Below are 17866 nucleotides of genomic sequence, written 5' to 3' on the forward strand. Positions count from 1 at the left end.
CGAGCCTTAAGACCCTGCTGACATCAGGCAGAGCGTGCTGACAGGTTTGTTCTCGTCAACGATCGATGATAAACTCGCCCCAATATTGAGAATGGTTCGCATTTAAATTTACATCTGACTTGCGAGCGCAGCGTTTCAATGAAATCGATTCCAGTCTGATAGAAACAAGGAGCTTCAATGCGGATTTCTTCCTTTGTGCGCGGTGGCGCGGCAGCGGTAGCTGCTGTCGCGGCGCTGTCGGCCTCGGCCGCCGAATATCCGATCGGCAAACAGCAGATCCAGGGCGGCATGGAAATCGGCGCGGTCTACCTGCAGCCGGTCACGATGGAACCCGAAGGCATGATGCGCAAGGCGTCGGATTCGGACATCCACCTCGAGTCCGACATCCACGCGGTCAAGAACAATCCGACCGGTTTCGCCGAAGGGGACTGGATGCCGTATCTGCAGGTGCACTACGAACTGACGAAGGCCGGCTCGAACCAGCCGTTGAAGGGCGACCTGATGCCGATGGTCGCGAACGATGGTCCGCACTACGGCGACAACGTCAAGCTGCAAGGCCCGGGCAAGTATCACCTGAAGCTGATCGTCGAACCGCCGATGCAGATGGGCCACATGGCGTTCGGCCGTCACGTCGACAAGGAAACCGGCGTGGGTCCGTGGTTCAAGCCAATCACGCTCGAATACGACTTCACCTTCGCTGGCATCGGCAAGAAGGGCGGTTACTGATCGGCGCGCGGTGCCAATGTGTCGCTCAACGTATCAGTGAATGCAGCAGACGGCGCGCGGACAGTCGGAGTCATATCTGGCATTGGCGCGTCGCGTTTTCCGGAAAGGGCAATGAGAATCAACCGAAAGATCGCGATGCTTGCCGCCACGTTTTTCCTGGCGGCCACGGCTCATGCAGCCGACCTGCCGACCTTCAAGCTCGAAATGAACGACGGCAAACTGAACCCGGCCCGCATCGAAGTGCCGGCAGGCCAGCGTATCAAGATCGAAGTGCGCAACACCGGCAAGGGCGCGGCCGAATTCGAAAGCGTGCAGTTGCGTAAAGAGAAGGTTCTGGCGCCGGGCGCCGATTCGTTCGTCGTGATCGCTCCGCTGGAGCCGGGCGAATACAAGTTTTTCGACGACTTTCACCACCAGGCGCAGGGCGTGATCGTCGCGAAGTAAGCAGTGGTCTCGATCGAATGCGAACGCGAACTCGCCACGGCAAGCGGGCGCTGTCGGTCGCGCGAGGCAACGGAAGCGGGCTGTAGAAGGATCGAAGGGAGAGCTTGAATGGGTCAGATTCTGTTCGTCGTGTGGCGGGAGAGCGTCGAGGCACTGCTGGTCGTCGGCATCCTGTACGCATGGTTGAAAAATGGCGACGACGACGCCCGCCGCGGCTTGCCGTACCTGTGGGGCGGCGTGGCGGCCGGCGTGATCGCGGCGGTGGCGCTCGGCGCGGCGCTGGTCGGCTTCACCGAGGTACTCTCCGGTGACGCGCAGGATTACTTCCAGACCGCGATGGTGCTCATCGCCTGCGTGCTGATCGTGCAGATGGTGCTGTGGATGAAGCAGCACGGCCGCACGCTGAAGCGCGACATGGAACAGTCGCTGCAAAAGAGCCAGCGCGATTCGAACTGGTGGGGCGTGGCGCTGCTGGTCGCACTGGCGATCGCGCGCGAAGGCAGCGAAACCGTGATCTTCCTGTACGGCCTCGGCTTTGGCCAGTCGGGTCATGTCGGCGGCAGTCAGATGCTCGCTGTCGTGATCGGTCTCGCGCTTGCGTTCCTGACCTTCTACGTGTTGCAGCTCGGCGGCAAGATCATCTCGTGGCGGCTCTTTTTTCGCGTCACCGAAATCATGCTGCTGTTCCTCGGCGCGGGGCTGTTCCAGACCGGCGTCGACAAGCTGATCGACAAGGAAATCCTGCCGACGCTCGTCGGCCAGCTGTGGAATTCGTCGGCGATTCTCGATGACTCGAGCACCTTCGGTTCGCTCGTCGCAACGCTGACCGGCTACCGCGCGCATCCGGCGCTGATGAATCTGCTCGCCTATGCCGTGTATTGGGCGGTCGTTTATCTGCTCGTGCGCCGCGCCAGTCGCAAGCCCGCGCAGCAGACGGTAGGGCGCGCGGCATGAGCGCCGTGACGGCTTCCCGGTCGGGCCGCCTCGCGGCGGCCGGCCAGTGGATGCAGCGCCACGGCGCGGTGATTCGCGGCATCCAGTGGGTCGTGGTCGCGGTGTATGCGTTCCTGATCGTCGTGCCCGCGCTGATGCCGCTGCCGGACGACACCGCGCATCTGTGGAACAACCTGACGCTCGCCGCGCAGTTCGTGTTCTGGGGCATCTGGTGGCCGTTCGTGTTGCTGTCGATGGTGATGCTCGGCCGCGTCTGGTGCGGCGTGCTGTGTCCGGAGGGCGCGCTCGCCGAATTCGCGAGCAAATTCGGCCGCGGCCGCGCGATTCCGCATTGGATGCGCTGGGGCGGCTGGCCGTTCGTCGCGTTCGGCATCACGACGATCTACGGGCAGATGGTGAGCGTCTACCAGTATCCGAAAGCGGTGTTGCTGGTGCTCGGCGGCTCGACCTTCGCGGCAATCGTGATCGGTCTGCTATACGGACGCGAGAAGCGCGTCTGGTGCAAATACCTGTGCCCGGTCAACGGGGTTTTTTCGCTTCTGTCACGGCTCGCGCCGTTTCACTACAAGGTCGACGAAGACGCGTGGCGCCGCTCGTATAAGAACGGCGAGCATGGGCATCGCGTGATTCCGATCAACTGCGCGCCGCTCGTGCCGTTGCGCAACATGAAAGGCGCGGCGGACTGCCATATGTGCGGCCGCTGCAGCGGACACCGCGATGCGATCGCGCTGACGTGGCGCAAGCCGTCGACCGAAGTCGTGCAGTTGGGCGACAAGAACGCGAACCCGTGGGACACCGCGCTGATCCTGTACGGCCTGCTCGGCATCGCGATCGGCGCGTTCCACTGGACCGCGTCGCGCTGGTTCATCGACCTGAAGATGTTCGCCGCGACGTGGCTCGTCGATCGCGACATCACGTGGCCGCTCGACACCAACGCGCCGTGGTTCCTGTTCACGCATTACCCCGACCAGAACGACGTGTTCTCGTGGCTCGACGGCTCGCTGCTGATCGGCTACATCCTGTCGACGGCGCTTGTCTACGGCACCGCGCTGCTGCTGTTGCTGACGGGCGCGACGCGCATGCTCGGGCGCTTCGACGCAACGCGTCTGCATCACTTGACGCAGGGGCTGATTCCGATCGCGGGCGCGGGCGTATTCCTTGGTTTGTCGGCGACGACGCTGTCGCTGCTGCGCGCCGAGCACGTGTCGCTGTGGTGGGCGTCGGATCTGCGCATCGCAATTCTCGTGATTGCGAGCGCGTGGAGCGCATGGCTCGCGTGGCTCGTCACGCGCCGCTACAGCGAGCGCTTCGTGCAACGCGTGCTGGCGATGTTGTGGTTCGTCGCGGCGCTGGCGGTCGTCAATAGCGCGTGGTGGCTGATGTTCTGGGGCTGGGCCTCGAAGTAAGTCTTTAGCCTGTGTCCGGTGCGAACGCAGGCGCAAGCGCAAACGAAAAGCCGTGGGATGGTGACACCCCACGGCTTTATCATTTTCAGCGATGTACGCCGTTGCGCGCATCGGCTTTCGAGCGAGAACCAAAAAAGCGGCCTGGCTTGCTGCGACGGCTGGCTTGGTGTCTGCACGAAGGGGTCTAGTTCTCGCGTGCAAACCGTCGTGGCTGGCTAATGCCTAACACCTCTCTGGGAGGTGGTCCCCACAATACCCGGTACTTACCTCGTGTCTTGCTACTTCGTCAGGATCAGCTTGCCGAGGCGCGTTGCACGCAGTTGATACGTGTCGCCGTTGTGCACGATGCTGATGTGACTATGGCCTTGCAGCAGCGCGTCGCTGCGCACGACCCGTTCCGACGTCTCGCTCTGGCCGGCGGTGCGTTGCGCGCCGGGTTTCGCCGCGGGCGCGGCCGTCGTCGACGATTTCGGGCGGCTGGTTAGCGCGGCCGCCGAGCGGCGTAGGCTGAGCGTGGAGGAGCGAGTCATATCGGTCATTCGTTTTAGCTTGTTCGTCGATTCGATGTGATCATTCTAAATGATAACCATTCCTATTTACAAGATCGAGAAATTGATCGGATCCGACTTTTGATAGCTGAATGAAAGTGCGTCTAGATGGCGATTCTGGAAGCCATTCTGACATCGCCCCGCGAAAGCGCGGGCAGGGCGCCCGCGCGGTATGTCAGTGCAACGGTCCCGGTTCCTGCCCGGCCGCGACGTACTGGCGGATCAGCCGCACCGTATCGATATCGTTCTCGCGATACGCGGACTTGACGATCTCCTGCGTCTGCACGGCGTCCTGGTCGGTCGAGACGGGCAGCGTGGTCGCGTACTCGAAGCGTAGGAACAACTGCAGCTCATCGGGCTGCTCGATCGTCATCGTCAGGGAGCCGCCGACGTGCTCGGCGGTCGGCAGGATGTCGTAGCGCACGCTTTCGCTTTCCTGCAGCGTGACGCGATCGCGCACGGTGGCCTGGCCGTAGTGCAACTCACGCTCGAGCACATTGCCGTCGCGCGACAGGATCGTGCAGCTGTCGAGACCAATCACGAACAGTTGCGGCTGCTCGGCGCGCAGCACGAGCCCTTCCCACAGCTGCTCGCGCGTCATCGATTCGACGAAGGGATTCAACGGATCGTTGATCTGAATAAGGTGTTCGAAATTCAAGACGACTGCGTCCTATGAAAATATTGCAATACCCGTGACCCGAACGGACGGCGTCCGACCGTCCTATGCGCGTTTGCTGCGGCTGTTAAGCGACCGCGAGCGCGGAGCGGATCGAGATCGTGTGCGTGAGGATCTTGTGCACCGGGCACGCATTGGCAATTTGCAAAAGCCGTTCCCGCTGCTCGTCGGAGAGTTCGCCATCGAGCATGATCTGACGGTCGATCGTCGAGCCTGCGTCGCCGGTTTCCATCGACAGTTTGACGCGTACGCCCGCGAGCGGCCAGCCTTTGCGCTGCGCGTACATCTTCAGCGTGATCGACGTACAAGCGCCGAGGCTCGACAGCAGCAGCGAGACCGGCGTCGGGCCGCGGTCGCCGCCGCCTAGCGATTCGGGTTCGTCGGCAAGCCAGGTGTGCTTGCCGTCGTCGAACACGACCTGGAAATTCGTCGAACCGATGTGGGCGGTGACGGTGGGCTCTGCCATGTGCGCTCCTCTGCTAGGGATCTAATAGCGTCGCGCGCCGCGGACTGTCGAAATCAACGCGGGCCGCGCGACATGAGCCGATATTGTGAACGAATTTAGCGGCGTTCGCGCCCCGAGGCGGGTGATTTGGCGGCGCGCGCGTGGCTGGTGGCAAGCTTCGCCTCGCGCCGACAGGCGTGACAAACGCGCGGCAGGCGCTGCCTGTCAGTGCGTGATCGCGCCCATCCGCCCGGCCTGATAGTCGATCACCGCCTGACGGATCTCGTCTTCGGTATTCATCACGAACGGGCCATAGCGCACCACCGGCTCCTTCAGCGGCACGCCGCCGAGCAGCAGCACTTCGAGCGGTTCGTCGCCGGCCGTAATGGTCACCGCGTCGCCGTCGTTGGCGAACACCACCATCGTGCGCGCGTCGATGTCCGCGCGCGCGTCGCCTTCGCCATACACGCCCTTGCCGGACAGCCCATACGCGAACACGCGATAGTCGGCCGGTACCGGCTGGCGGATCGTCGCGCCCGGCTGCAACGAGAAATGCTGATACAGGATCGGCGTGCGCGTTTCGATCGCGGCCTTGACGCCGAGCGCTTCGCCCGCGATGACCTTCACGCGCACCTGACCGTCTTCGGACGTCGCGGCCGGAATGCGTGTCGACGGGATTTCCTGGTAGCGCGGCGCGATCATCTTGTCGCGGCGCGGCAGGTTCACCCATAGCTGCAGGCCGTGCACGCGACCGCCGGTGCGCGTGAATTCCGGGTCCGGCATTTCGCTATGCACGACGCCCGCGCCCGCGGTCATCCATTGCACGTCGCCGGCGTGCAGCGTGCCGGAATGGCCCGCCGAATCCTTGTGGCCGAACTGGCCCTCGAGCACATAGGTGACCGTCTCGAAGCCGCGATGCGGATGATCGGGCGCGCCGATGGCCTCGCCTGGCGCATAGTCGACCGGCCCCATTTCGTCGAGCAGCAGGAACGGATCGAAGTCCATCAGCAGACGCGTCGGAAACGGTCGATAAACGATGAATCCGCCGCCCTCCACTGTGCGAACCGACGGGAACGTGCGTTCGATCGTGCGTGACGTAGTCATCAATATCACCTCGAAAAATGGGGAATAGCGCGATTTCTGAAACATGGGGCTATTATAGGGACCGTTTTTGGCGGTGCCAGCCGCCCGTCAGCAATGGATTGTTCTATTCATGGAACGATGAGATGAAGATCGATTCACACAATCTGAACGACCTCATGTACTTTTCGCAGGTCGTCGAACATGGCGGATTTTCGGCCGCCGAGCGGGTGCTGGGCATCTCGAAGTCGCGCCTGTCGCGTCGGCTCACGGAGCTGGAGGCGTCGCTCGGCGTGCGCCTGTTGCAGCGTTCCACTCGCAAGCTCGCACTGACCGAAGCGGGGCAGCTGTTCTACCAGCACTGTCAGGCGATGCTCAGCGAAGCGCAGGCGGCGGTCAATGTCGTGCAGCAGCTGCGCTCGTCGCCGCGCGGCACGGTGCGCGTCAGCGTGCCGGTTACGATCTCGCAGACGATTCTGTCGACGATCCTGCCGGAATTCATGCACCGCTTTCCCGAGGTGCGCGTCGTGATGCGCGTGACGAATCGCGTGGTCGATCTGTTCGAGGATTCGATCGACGTCGCACTGCGCGTGCGTTCGGATCCGCCGGAAAACGCGAACATCGTCGTGCGGCCGCTGTGGCGCACCGAGCAGATGCTGGTCGGCGCGCCGAGCCTGCTGCAGCAGAATGCGCCGCCGCTGACGCCGGGCGACCTGAACCGCTTCGAAACACTCGACGTGCCGACGAGCGATGGCCGCCACGTGTACAACCTGATCTCGCCCGACGGCACGCGCCATGCTCACGAACACGAGCCGCGCCTCGTGACCGCCGATCTGATGACGATTCGCGAGGCGGTGCTCGCCGGCGTCGGCATCGCCGCATTGCCGGAGATGATGTATGGAGCCGCGTTGAGAGCGGGGCAACTGTCGCCCGTGATGCCGGGCTGGAGTTTTCCGACGCCGCAGTTGTACGCGGTGTTCGTGTCGCGTCAGGGGATGGTGCCGGCCGTGCGCGCGTTTGTCGATTATCTGGTCGAGATGCTCGATCCGGATGAGGGCAAGCACATCATCGGCGAGTGTCCTGAGCGCGCCGAAAAAGCGGCGGCGCAGGGATCGGTGGCGAGGGCTTCCTCCGCTGTGTCGGCGGCGGTTTCATGAGGCTCTGTGGCAACTTGAGGGGGCAGGGTGCGCTGCGGGCCGCTAGCGCGCTTCGCAAATCGTTTTTAGCATTTAAGCGCGGCCTGTCATGATTACTTTCAATGGCCGCGTGCTTGAATGCGCGCACACACAGGCATATAGTGAAATCCCTTTCGCTAAGGAGTGTCCTATGCGAAAACTCATGGCCGCTATCATAGCGGGCCTGATAGGGCTGACCGCGTTGTCCGTGTCGACCACGGCCCTCGCATGCGGTGATAAAAGCTATCAGTCTTCGGCCGATGGCAAATGATCCCGCCGCCCGAAGGCGCCGAGTGCGCACAAAAAAAGGCCTTCATCCGACGATGAAGGCCTTTTACTTTTTGGCCCTGTTTAAAAGGGTTTTCCCGTAGACGAGCGCGCTGCTCCGCTTGCCGCTCCGCGTGCCACGTTACCGTTTACTTCGCTTTGGGCTGCGTGACGAAACCGATCTTCGTCAGTCCGCCAGCCTGCGCGGCGGACATCACCTGAGCGACCTTCTCGTACGGCACCTTGCGGTCCGCATCGAGATGCAACTCCGGCTGCGGGCTCGCCTGCGCGGCCGCGGCGATCTTCGCGGCGAGCGCCGCATCGTCGACCTTGGTGCTGTCCCACAGCACGTTGCCGTCCGCGTCGATCGACACCGTCACCTGCGCGGGCTTCGTATCTTCCCTCTGACTGCTCGCGTGCGGCAGATCGATCTTGACCGCGTGACGGATCACCGGAATCGTCACCATGAAGACGATCAGCAGAACCAGCATCACGTCGACGAGCGGCGTCATGTTGATCTCGTTCATCAGGCCGTCGTCATCGTCTCCGGCGAAAGGGCTCATTGCCATTGGAATGCCTCGTCGATCAGTTGGCGCGGGTTGCGAGACGCAGGCCGTCGCCGCGCTTGGTCGACGACAGACGGGCACCCGTTACGAAGAACGCATGCAGCCCGTGCGCGAAGCGGCTCAATTTCGCGACGATCGCCTTGTTGGCGCGCGTCAGCGCGTTGTAGCCGAGCACGGCCGGAATCGCGACGAACAGACCAAACGCGGTCATGATCAGCGCTTCGCCGACCGGGCCGGCGACCTGGTCGATCGACGACTGGCCGCTCGCGCCGATCGCGAGCAGCGCGTGATAGATGCCCCACACGGTCCCGAACAGGCCGACGAACGGCGCGGTGCTGCCGATCGACGCAAGAATCGCGAGACCGCTCTGCATGCTCGCGACGCTTTCGTCCATCGTGTCTTTCAGGCAGCGCGTGATCCAGTCGGACACGTCCATGCGGTCGTGCAGATGCGGCTGCGTCTGGTGATGATGGTCGGCCGCTTCCTGGCCCGACAGCGCGAGCGCGAGGAACGGGTTGTCATGCGGCGTCGAGGCGCCGCCGCCGAGCTTCTTCACGCCGTCGGCGAGGTCGTCCGAATGCCAGAACGCCTGCTCGGCGTTCTTCGTCAGGCGCTTCAGGCGCATCACGTTCCAGCCTTTGACGACGATCACGCTCCACGACATCACCGACATGATCAATAGCGCGAGCGCGATACCGCGCGTCACGAAATCCCCTTGCGCCCACACGTGTGCCAATCCGTAGTTTTGCATTGCAATTCCTTGTTTTTGAAATCTTGCTTCAGTCGGTCAGATTGAAGTTGAAAGGCTGGGTGTACGCGGCCCTGACGGGTTCGCCGTTCTCGAGATACGGCTTGCAGGCGCTCGCGCGTACGGCGGCCAAGGCCGCGTCGTCGAGACGGCTAAAGCCGCTGCTTTTCTTCAACTCGATGTTCTCGAGCTTGCCGGTCAGACCGACGACGAAGTGCACGTACGCGGTGCCGGATTCGCCGCGGCGCCGCGATAGAGCCGGGTATTCGGGCTGGCTGATATTGCAATCGAGGTGCGGCACGTTTTTCGGCGCGCTGATTTCCATCGTCGGCTTGCCGATCGCGGGCGCTGCCGCGGTGGGCGGTGTCGCCGGCGCGGCGGGCGCGGGCGGCGTCGGATCGGGCGCCGCGACCCGCGTCGGCGATGGCGCAGCGGCCTGTGGCAACGGAGTTGGCGTCGGCTTGGGCGTCGGAGTCGGCTTCGGCTGGGCTTTCGGCGTCGTATGGACGGGCGGTGTCGGCCGGGGCGGCGGCGGAGCGATCGATTGCAGCGCGACCGGCGCGGCGAGCGGCGCGGGCGGCAGCAGTTCGGCGGTCATCACGTGCGATTCGAGCGCGACCGGTACAGGCTCGTGACGCAGCGTCATGATCACGGCGAGCAGAGCGACGTGAACCGCGGCGACTATGGCAGTGGCCGTCAGCGCGCGAGAATTCGGTCGGGTGGACGACGCCAGCGGGGCGCCGGCGGAAACGGGATGCGGAGCCTGCATGGTCAGTGTGGCAGCGCGCCGTGCGGGCGGCGCGTCAAACAGGGCATCGTCATGTTCGGAAAATCAGCAGCGAAATGAACAAAGTAGTCACGAAACCAATCAGCAATTCCATCTCGAACTCCTTTCGAAGGGGGAGCGGGGTAGCTGGCTGGTACGAGTACTGGCTTGCTGACGGCGGTGGGATAACGCAGTACGGTGGACAGTACTGCGGTTGTGTTGCAGACGTGCGGCACATTCAACGTCGCATCGGAGCGTTACATAAAGCGTGCGTGAAGCGGAGGGGCTTTAGACGCACCGACACGGCTTGCACCGGCCCTGCTAGCTGAGCTCAGGCTGCCTTGCGCTCGTAGAACGCGACTTGCACGACCTCGGCGACGCTCTGCACCTGCCGATGCTCGACCACGCCGCAACGGCTCGCGCACACACCGCTTTGCAGCATCACGTCACGCACGGATTCCTCGCATTTGCCGCAGCACGAGGCGACGCCGAGTTCAAACTGCAACTCGTCGAACGAGTCGATGCCGTCCGCAATCGAGGAGCGGATTGTGCGGTCGGATACGGATTTGCAGACACAGACGATCATGGCAGGCGTCATAGCTAACGTTAATGCGAATTATTATCATTTTGTTTGGTTCGTTTGGCAAGCGTCCCGTGCGATTTTTTGTAACAAAACCAGACTCTTAGAATGGATTTCGTCGGCAGGAAGGGCGGGGCGCGCGCCGGTTGCCGGCGCTAGGCGGCGCGAGAATCCGATGCGGCCGTGCGGCCCGACGGTATCGATACCTGCTCGACCGCGGCCTCGATCCGCAGCAGCGTGGCGGCGAGTTGCTGCTGATGGATGCCGTCGTCGGTGGAATAGAAGCGCGGCAGCGGCGTGCCCCCGGCCGACGCGGCGGCGCGCAGGCCGTGCTGCTCGAGCACGCGTTCGAGCTGACGCGCGATCGCCACGCTCGTGTCGATCAGCGCGAGCCGCTCGCCGACGATGTCGCGGATCGCCGCGTCGAGAAAGGGGTAATGGGTGCAGCCGAGCACCAGCGTGTCGGCGCCCGCGTCGAGCATCGGTTCCAGGTAGCTGCGCAGCAGCGCCTGCAGCTCGGCCGAGCCGACGTCGCAACGCTCGACCGCCTGCACGAGCCCGTGGCCGGGCTGGCACAGAAAGCGGCAGTCGGCGGCGTAGCGTTCGAGCAGCCCCTGGAAGCGGGCGCTGCGCAGTGTCGCCTGGGTCGCCAGCACGCCGGCGACGCGGCTTTTCGATTGCAGCGCGGCGGGCTTGACACCCGGCTCGACGCCGACGAGCGGAATCGGCAGCTTTTCGCGCACCAGCGCGATCGACTGCGCGGTCGCCGTATTGCATGCGACCACGAGCGCCTTCGCGCCTTGTGCGGCGAGCCATTCGCCGATGGCCAGCGTGCGGTCGGTGATGAAGTCGTCGTCGCGCTCGCCGTAGGGCGCGTACAGCGAATCGGCGACATACAGCAACGCCTCGTCAGGCAGTTGCGCGCGCACCGCGCGCAGCACGGACAGGCCGCCGAGCCCCGAATCGAAAATGCCGATCGGCGCCTGCGACGCGGCGCCAGCGGCAACACTGCGGACAGTCGGCGACGGCGAAGGGACGGGCATAGGCGAGAAAAACGAGCGTGAAGTGGCGGTCGGCGAAAAGGGCGAAACCACGGTGAGGCGCGAACAAGCGCGCAAGTATATCGCCCGTGCGGTACGGTCCGGCGCGAATGCCTGCTGGGCAGGCGTCGTGCCGCTACCGCGCGGGATGCTTCAGCGTGCTTCGATCAGGACTCGACCGAGCCCATCGCGCTTTGCTGGTAGTTCTGGATACCGACCTTGTCGATCAGATCGAGCTGGGTTTCGAGCCAGTCGATGTGCTCTTCGGTGTCGTCGAGAATCTTCGTGAAGATTTCGCGCGAGATGAAATCGCGCACCGATTCGCAGTAGGCAATCGCCTCCTTGCAGGTGCCTTGCGAAATCTGTTCGAGCTTCAGATCGCATTCGAGGATCTCTTTGGTTTCCTCACCGATCAGCAGCTTGTGCAGGTCCTGCAGATTCGGCAGACCGTCGAGCATGAAGATCCGTTCGATCAGCATGTCGGCATGCTTCATTTCGCCGATCGACTCGTCGTACTCGTGCTTGCCGAGCTTGTCGAGGCCCCAGTGGCCGTACATTCGGGCATGCAGGAAATATTGATTGATCGCGGTCAGTTCGTTCTTCAACTGCGCGTTCAGATATTCGATGACCTTCTTGTCGCCTTGCATGTTATTTCCTTTTTCGGGAACCTTGAATTTCCAACAACAATAAACGCCATGTCCAAAAAAGCCAAGAGATCCGATACAACTGTTGGCGGCGTTGGCGGCCTCGTGCGTGCGGCGCCTTGCGCGTGCATGACGCACGGAAAGAAAAAGCCGGGATCGCGGCCCCGGCTTTTCGACTGACCTGAGTAGCGTTAATCGCGACTCATCAAGCCGTGGCGACCGGAATCTTGCCGATCCTGGCTTGCCATTCCTTCGGGCCGGTCTGATGCACGGAGGTGCCGTTCGAATCGACGGCGACCGTGACCGGCATGTCCTGCACGTCGAACTCGTAGATCGCTTCCATGCCGAGTTCTTCGAACGCCAGCACCTTCGCGCTGCGGATCGCCTTCGACACGAGGTACGCCGCACCGCCGACGGCCATCAGATACGCGGCCTTGTGCTTCTTGATCGCCTCGATCGCGACCGGGCCGCGCTCGGCCTTGCCGATCATCGAAATGAGGCCCGTTTGCGCGAGCATCGTCTCGGTGAACTTGTCCATCCGCGTCGCAGTGGTCGGGCCCGCCGGGCCGACCGCTTCGTCGCGCACCGGATCGACCGGGCCGACGTAGTAGATCACGCGGTTCGTGAAATCGACCGGCAGCTTCTCGCCCTTAGCGAGCATGTCGGCGATGCGCTTGTGCGCGGCGTCGCGGCCCGTCAACATCTTGCCCGACAGCAGCAGCGTCTGGCCCGGCTTCCAGCCCGCCACTTCTTCCGGCGTCAGCGTGTTGAGGTCGACGCGCTTGCTGGTTTCCGTGTTCGGTTCCCAGTGCACCTTCGGCCATGCGTCGAGCGACGGCGCTTCGAGCTTGGCGACGCCCGAACCGTCGAGCGTGAAGTGCGCGTGGCGGGTCGCCGCGCAGTTCGGGATGATCGCGATCGGCTTGGATGCGGCGTGCGTCGGCGCGGCCATGATCTTCACGTCGAGAACAGTGGACAGACCGCCGAGGCCCTGCGCGCCGATACCGAGTGCGTTGTACCTTCTCGTGCAGCTCGACGCGCAGCTCTTCGATCCAGTCCTTCGGGCCGCGCGCGATCACGTCCTGAATGTCGATCGGGTCCATCAGCGATTCCTTCGCCATCACCATCGCTTTCTCAGCGGTGCCGCCGATGCCGATGCCGAGCATGCCCGGCGGGCACCAGCCCGCGCCCATCGTCGGCACGGTCTTCAGGATCCAGTCGACGATCGAATCCGACGGGTTCAGCATCGCGAACTTCGACTTGTTCTCCGAGCCGCCACCCTTGGCCGCGACCTGCACGTCGACGGTGTTACCCGGCACGATCTCGTAGTGGATCACGGCCGGCGTGTTGTCCTTGGTGTTCTTGCGCGCGCCTTCGGGGGGGCTCACGATCGATGCGCGCAGCACGTTGTCCGGATTCAGATAACCGCGGCGCACGCCTTCGTTGATCATGTCGGTGACGCTCATCGTCGCGCCGTCCCAACGCACGTCCATACCGACCTTCACGAACACCGTGACGATGCCGGTGTCCTGGCAGATCGGGCGCTTGCCTTCGGCGCACATGCGGCTGTTGGTCAGGATCTGCGCGATCGCGTCCTTCGCTGCGGGGCTCTGTTCGAGCTCGTACGCGCGGCCGAGCGCTTCGATGTAGTCGAGCGGATGGTAGTAGCTGATGTACTGCAGCGAATCAGCGATGCTCTGAATCAGGTCTTCCTGTTTGATGACGGTCATGGCTAGCTCAGTGGGGAGTGGCGCTTGTTGTCGGATCGCAGCACGGTGCGGTCAGTCTTGCGCTTTCATGGGAGTGGAAATTCTGGTGCCACCCACGGCGTGCAAGGCCGCGGGCCCTTCGAAATGTTTGGGGTGCGTGTGCGTGGTGTTCTGGTCGGGGCTGATGAAGGTCTTCAGCAGATGGATCGACGAGATGCTGATCAGCGCCATCGACAGCTTCACTTTCAGCACGCCGGCGTTCACGTGATCGAGCCATTCCGGTTCGTCCGGATGACCGTCGAGGCCGAGGCGCGATACGAACGTTTCATAGCCGCCGATGATCACCATGATCAGCATCAGCCCGAGGTACAGCGGCACCTGCAGCCAGCGGCTCATGAAAACGAGGTGGGGCAGCGCGCGCATGGGGCGGCGCGGACGGGCGGAGGCGGGTCGCGAAGCGGACATAGGCAACGGTCAGATGAAGCGCGGGTGACGGAACAGGGGGCCAGGCGCCGACGGCGGTGCGGGGCGCGGCCACCGAAGGGGCGCGAGACTCGCGTCAGGCGCGCCATTGTACAGCGTCGGTCGAAGCTGCTGCTTTGCGGCGGGCAGCGCGCCCGCCACACCGGAATTACGATGCGATCGGCGGCACGCTGCGCGCCTTCAGGCTCGCGAGGCCGATACCGGCGACCACGCAGGCAAGCGCGATGCCGTGCGCGAGCGTGGGCCGCTCGCCGAGGAACTCGATGCCGTAGAGCGCCGCGGCGACCGGCAGCACCGCGCTGAACACGCCGGCAAGACTGCCTGGCACGTGACGGATGCCTTTCATCCACAGCCAGAACGAGAAGATGCTGGCCGACAGCCCGTACCACAACACCAGCATCCAGACGCTCGACGGCACCGCGCGATAGTCGAAATGCGCGAGCGCGCCGGCGCCGAGCGGCAGCATCAGCAGCAGGCCGAACAGATGCGTGTACGCGCAAATATCGATCGGCGCGAGCGTCTGCGTGAGGCGGCGGGACAGAATGATGTACAGCGATTCGCAGCACACGGCACCGAGCACCATGAAGTTGCCCGCGAGCGAGCCGGTGCCGGCCGTCGCATCTGCGCGCGCCTGGACGTGCGCGACATTGATGACGACGACGCCGACGATCGCCAGCGCGATCGACGCGAGCGCGCGGCCATCGGGCCGCTCCTTCAGGATCAGCCACGACAGCAGCGCGACGACCGCCGGAATCGTGCTCGTGATCACGCCGGCCGCGACCGCGCTGGTACGCGCGACGCCGTTGAGCATCAGCAGCGTGAAACCGAAGTTGCCGAATAGCGCCTGCAAAAACAGGTTGATCCATTCGTCGCGTTTGACACGGCGCAGTTTGGTCGCGCGCAACAGCGGCCATAGCACGGCCATCGCGATTACGAAACGCAGCAGCGCGAACAGCGGGACGGGGACGAAGGCGACGATCGATTTACCGATTCCGACGTTGCTGCCGACCAGCAGCATCGAGGTAATGAGAAGCAGGGCGTAGCGATTCAAGCTGGAATCCGGACGGCTAGTTCAGTTAGCATTGTAAAAGGCCGTGCGAGACAGCGTAAGGGTGCGAAAGCGGGCGCGCTGGCGGTGCGTCGAGTTCGCATCAGCGGTATGCAATGTGCTGCGAGCGTAGAAGGCTCTGTAGAACGGCGATCTTTTTCGCGCGCATCTCGTCTGATCAACGCGTAACTGCGTCGATGGCTGGCGCGATCTAAGGGTTTTCGCTTGCAGATCAATACGATGCGCGTAAGTGGCCGGTAAGTTGCAGCGCTTATGGTTAAGCCTTGACGTGGAATAGGATCGCGCAGGCCGCCCGCATGCACGGATGTTGCGATGCCGCACGCACGCGCGTTTGACGGTATCGCGAGGTGGGAGACAGCGCCGCTCGTGGCGGCTCGCACGGGTAAGGCCCGCGCGCCCGAGGCGCGCCGGTACAGGTTTTACGTTTCATCTTCACCAAGGGGTTGTCGATGTCTGCGATTGAATCGGTTCTTCAGGAACGCCGCGTTTTTCCGCCCTCCGCTGACACTGCGAAGGGTGCCACGATCTCCGGCATGGACGCGTACCGGGCGCTCGCCGCCGAAGCGGAGCGCGACTACGAAGGCTTCTGGGGGCGTCTCGCGAAGGAGACGCTGAGTTGGCACAAGCCGTTTACGAAGGTGCTCGACGAATCGAAGGCGCCGTTCTACACGTGGTTCGAAGACGGCCAGCTGAACGCGTCGTATAACAGCATCGACCGTCACGTCGAGGCCGGCAACGGCGAGCGCGTCGCGATCGTGTTCGAAGCCGACGACGGTACCGTCACCAACGTCACCTATCAGGATCTGCTGCAACGCGTATCGCGCTTCGCGAATGCGCTGAAAAAACGCGGCGTGAAGAAAGGCGACCCGGTCGTCATCTATATGCCGATGTCGATCGAGGGCATCGTCGCGATGCAGGCGTGCGCGCGGATCGGCGCGACGCACTCGGTCGTGTTCGGCGGCTTCTCGTCGAAGTCGCTCAACGAGCGGCTCGTCGACGTCGGCGCGGTCGCGCTGATCACGTCCGACGAACAGATGCGCGGCGGCAAGGCTTTGCCGCTGAAGAACATCGCCGACGAAGCGCTCGCGCTCGGCGGCTGCGAGAAGGTCAGGAGCGTGATCGTGTACCAGCGCACCGGCGGCAAGGTCGCGTGGGACGCAGGGCGCGACCTGTGGATGCACGAACTCGCACAGGCCGAGTCGGACCAGTGCGCGCCCGAATGGGTCGGCGCCGAGCATCCGCTCTTCATCCTCTATACGTCGGGCTCGACCGGCAAGCCGAAGGGCGTGCAGCACAGCACCGGCGGCTATCTGCTGTGGGCCGCGCAAACGCTGAAATGGACCTTCGACTGGCGCCCCTCCGACGTGTTCTGGTGTACCGCCGACATCGGCTGGATCACCGGCCATAGCTACATTACGTACGGGCCGCTCACGCTTGGCGGCACCCAGGTCGTATTCGAGGGCGTGCCGACCTATCCGGACGCCGGGCGCTTCTGGCAGATGATCGCGAAGCACGGGGTCACGCTGTTCTATACGGCTCCTACTGCGATCCGCTCGCTGATCAAGGCCTCCGAGGCCGACGCTAAAGTGCATCCGAAGAGCTACGACCTGTCGACGTTGCGCATCATCGGCACGGTCGGCGAACCGATCAATCCGGAGGCGTGGGTGTGGTACTACGAGAACGTCGGAGGCGGCCGCTGTCCGATCGTCGATACGTGGTGGCAGACCGAGACCGGCGGCCACATGATCGCGCCGATGCCGGGCGCGACGCCGCTCGTGCCGGGTTCGTGCACGCTGCCGCTGCCGGGCATCATGGCCGCGGTCGTCGACGAAACCGGGCAGGACGTGCCGAACGGGCAGGGCGGCATTCTGGTGATCAAGCGCCCGTGGCCGGCGATGCTGCGCAACGTGTGGGGCGATCCGGACCGCTACAAGAAGAGCTACTTCCCCGACGAGCTCGGCGGCAGGCTCTACCTCGCCGGCGACGGCGCGGTGCGCGACAAGGAGACCGGCTACTTCACGATCATGGGCCGCATCGACGACGTGCTGAACGTGTCGGGCCATCGTCTCGGCACCATGGAGATCGAGTCGGCACTGGTGGCCAATCCGCTCGTCGCGGAAGCCGCCGTGGTGGGCCGCCCCGATGCGACGACCGGCGAGGCGGTGTGCGCGTTCGTGGTGCTCAAACGTGCGCGTCCGCAAGGCGAAGAGGCCGTGAAGCTCGCGAACGACCTGCGCAACTGGGTCGGCAAGGAGATCGGTCCGATCGCGAAGCCAAAGGACATCCGCTTTGGCGAGAACCTGCCGAAGACGCGTTCGGGCAAGATCATGCGTCGTCTGTTGCGTTCGCTCGCGAAGGGCGAGGAAATCACCCAGGACGTGTCGACGCTGGAAAACCCGGCGATTCTCGATCAGCTCGGCGAGTCGATTTAAAGCGTTGTAAGCGGATCTGCGCGGACGGCGGCGGCGGTGTCGATCGACACGCTTGCAGGCACGCCGCGCAGACCCGTTATTCGAGCGGACGGCTTGCATCGCGGCGTT

General features: G+C 63.7%; 18 protein-coding genes and 1 pseudogene. 6 read left to right on the forward strand and 13 right to left on the reverse strand.

Annotation, left to right across the window (positions count from 1 at the left end):
• Positions 1-177 precede the first annotated feature (177 nt).
• The 4 genes from OKW40_RS22325 to OKW40_RS22340 all read left to right on the forward strand — a co-directional run bounded on the left by OKW40_RS22325 (position 178) and on the right by OKW40_RS22340 (position 3530).
• Positions 178-726 carry an iron transporter gene (locus tag OKW40_RS22325; protein ID WP_184032585.1) on the forward strand — a complete coding sequence of 183 codons (549 nt, stop codon included), beginning with the start codon at positions 178-180 and terminating at the stop codon, positions 724-726.
• 111 nt (positions 727-837) lie between these two features.
• Complete coding sequence (locus tag OKW40_RS22330) at positions 838-1170, forward strand: cupredoxin domain-containing protein (protein WP_429491512.1); 333 nt, start codon at positions 838-840, stop codon at positions 1168-1170.
• A gap of 108 nt (positions 1171-1278) precedes the next feature.
• Positions 1279-2124, forward strand: a complete 846-nt coding sequence (locus OKW40_RS22335) for an FTR1 family iron permease (protein WP_429491513.1) — start codon at positions 1279-1281, stop codon at positions 2122-2124.
• A complete protein-coding gene (locus tag OKW40_RS22340; protein ID WP_429491515.1) occupies positions 2121-3530 on the forward strand; it encodes a 4Fe-4S binding protein in 1410 nt (469 codons plus the stop codon). Before OKW40_RS22335 ends, OKW40_RS22340 begins: the two co-directional genes overlap by 4 nt.
• 278 nt (positions 3531-3808) lie before the next feature.
• On the opposite strand, the gene hemP is transcribed toward OKW40_RS22340, so the two are convergent.
• The 4 genes from hemP to OKW40_RS22360 all read right to left on the reverse strand — a co-directional run bounded on the left by hemP (position 3809) and on the right by OKW40_RS22360 (position 6303).
• The gene (hemP, locus tag OKW40_RS22345) at positions 3809-4069 is read right to left on the reverse strand and encodes a hemin uptake protein HemP (protein ID WP_090803846.1); all 261 of its coding nucleotides are present in this window, start codon (positions 4067-4069) and stop codon (positions 3809-3811) included.
• Between the two features lie 184 nt (positions 4070-4253).
• The gene (locus OKW40_RS22350; RefSeq protein ID WP_090803848.1) at positions 4254-4736 is read right to left on the reverse strand and encodes an SRPBCC family protein; all 483 of its coding nucleotides are present in this window, start codon (positions 4734-4736) and stop codon (positions 4254-4256) included.
• Positions 4737-4821: 85 nt separating this feature from the next.
• Complete coding sequence (locus OKW40_RS22355) at positions 4822-5220, reverse strand: OsmC family protein (RefSeq protein ID WP_429491516.1); 399 nt, start codon at positions 5218-5220, stop codon at positions 4822-4824.
• A 204-nt stretch (positions 5221-5424) separates the two neighbouring features.
• A complete protein-coding gene (locus OKW40_RS22360; protein ID WP_429491518.1) occupies positions 5425-6303 on the reverse strand; it encodes a pirin family protein in 879 nt (292 codons plus the stop codon).
• Between the two features lie 122 nt (positions 6304-6425).
• Here OKW40_RS22360 and OKW40_RS22365 point away from each other — a divergent pair, with 122 nt between their 5' ends.
• The gene (locus OKW40_RS22365; protein ID WP_187613915.1) at positions 6426-7436 is read left to right on the forward strand and encodes a LysR family transcriptional regulator; all 1011 of its coding nucleotides are present in this window, start codon (positions 6426-6428) and stop codon (positions 7434-7436) included.
• Between the two features lie 434 nt (positions 7437-7870).
• Here OKW40_RS22365 and OKW40_RS22370 read toward each other — a convergent pair whose 3' ends face one another.
• From OKW40_RS22370 to OKW40_RS22410, 9 genes and pseudogenes are all read right to left on the reverse strand, one after another.
• Positions 7871-8290 carry an ExbD/TolR family protein gene (locus OKW40_RS22370; RefSeq protein WP_090803854.1) on the reverse strand — a complete coding sequence of 140 codons (420 nt, stop codon included), beginning with the start codon at positions 8288-8290 and terminating at the stop codon, positions 7871-7873.
• A 16-nt stretch (positions 8291-8306) separates the two neighbouring features.
• The gene (locus OKW40_RS22375; RefSeq protein WP_429491520.1) at positions 8307-9038 is read right to left on the reverse strand and encodes a MotA/TolQ/ExbB proton channel family protein; all 732 of its coding nucleotides are present in this window, start codon (positions 9036-9038) and stop codon (positions 8307-8309) included.
• Between the two features lie 28 nt (positions 9039-9066).
• Positions 9067-9804, reverse strand: a complete 738-nt coding sequence (locus OKW40_RS22380; RefSeq protein WP_429491522.1) for an energy transducer TonB — start codon at positions 9802-9804, stop codon at positions 9067-9069.
• Positions 9805-10132: 328 nt separating this feature from the next.
• Positions 10133-10387 carry a (2Fe-2S)-binding protein gene (locus OKW40_RS22385; protein WP_090803857.1) on the reverse strand — a complete coding sequence of 85 codons (255 nt, stop codon included), beginning with the start codon at positions 10385-10387 and terminating at the stop codon, positions 10133-10135.
• A 149-nt stretch (positions 10388-10536) separates the two neighbouring features.
• Positions 10537-11424: a glutamate racemase gene (murI, locus tag OKW40_RS22390; protein WP_429356908.1), complete on the reverse strand. Its 888-nt coding sequence runs from the start codon at positions 11422-11424 to the stop codon at positions 10537-10539.
• 164 nt (positions 11425-11588) lie between these two features.
• Entirely contained in the window at positions 11589-12068 is a 480-nt protein-coding gene (bfr, locus tag OKW40_RS22395) for a bacterioferritin (protein ID WP_018418627.1), read from the reverse strand.
• Positions 12069-12270: 202 nt separating this feature from the next.
• Positions 12271-13795 (reverse strand): annotated as a pseudogene (locus OKW40_RS22400) (fumarate hydratase).
• 51 nt (positions 13796-13846) lie between these two features.
• Complete coding sequence (locus OKW40_RS22405; protein WP_184062143.1) at positions 13847-14197, reverse strand: YqhA family protein; 351 nt, start codon at positions 14195-14197, stop codon at positions 13847-13849.
• A gap of 208 nt (positions 14198-14405) precedes the next feature.
• A complete protein-coding gene (locus tag OKW40_RS22410; protein WP_429491524.1) occupies positions 14406-15308 on the reverse strand; it encodes a DMT family transporter in 903 nt (300 codons plus the stop codon).
• A 467-nt stretch (positions 15309-15775) separates the two neighbouring features.
• Between OKW40_RS22410 and acs the strand changes: the two genes are divergently transcribed.
• Positions 15776-17758: an acetate--CoA ligase gene (gene acs, locus OKW40_RS22415; protein WP_429491526.1), complete on the forward strand. Its 1983-nt coding sequence runs from the start codon at positions 15776-15778 to the stop codon at positions 17756-17758.
• The last annotated feature ends 108 nt before the right edge of the window (positions 17759-17866 follow it).

Origin of the sequence: Paraburkholderia sp. RAU6.4a (genome assembly GCF_050435625.1) — a bacterium.
Lineage (GTDB): Bacteria > Pseudomonadota > Gammaproteobacteria > Burkholderiales > Burkholderiaceae > Paraburkholderia > Paraburkholderia tuberum.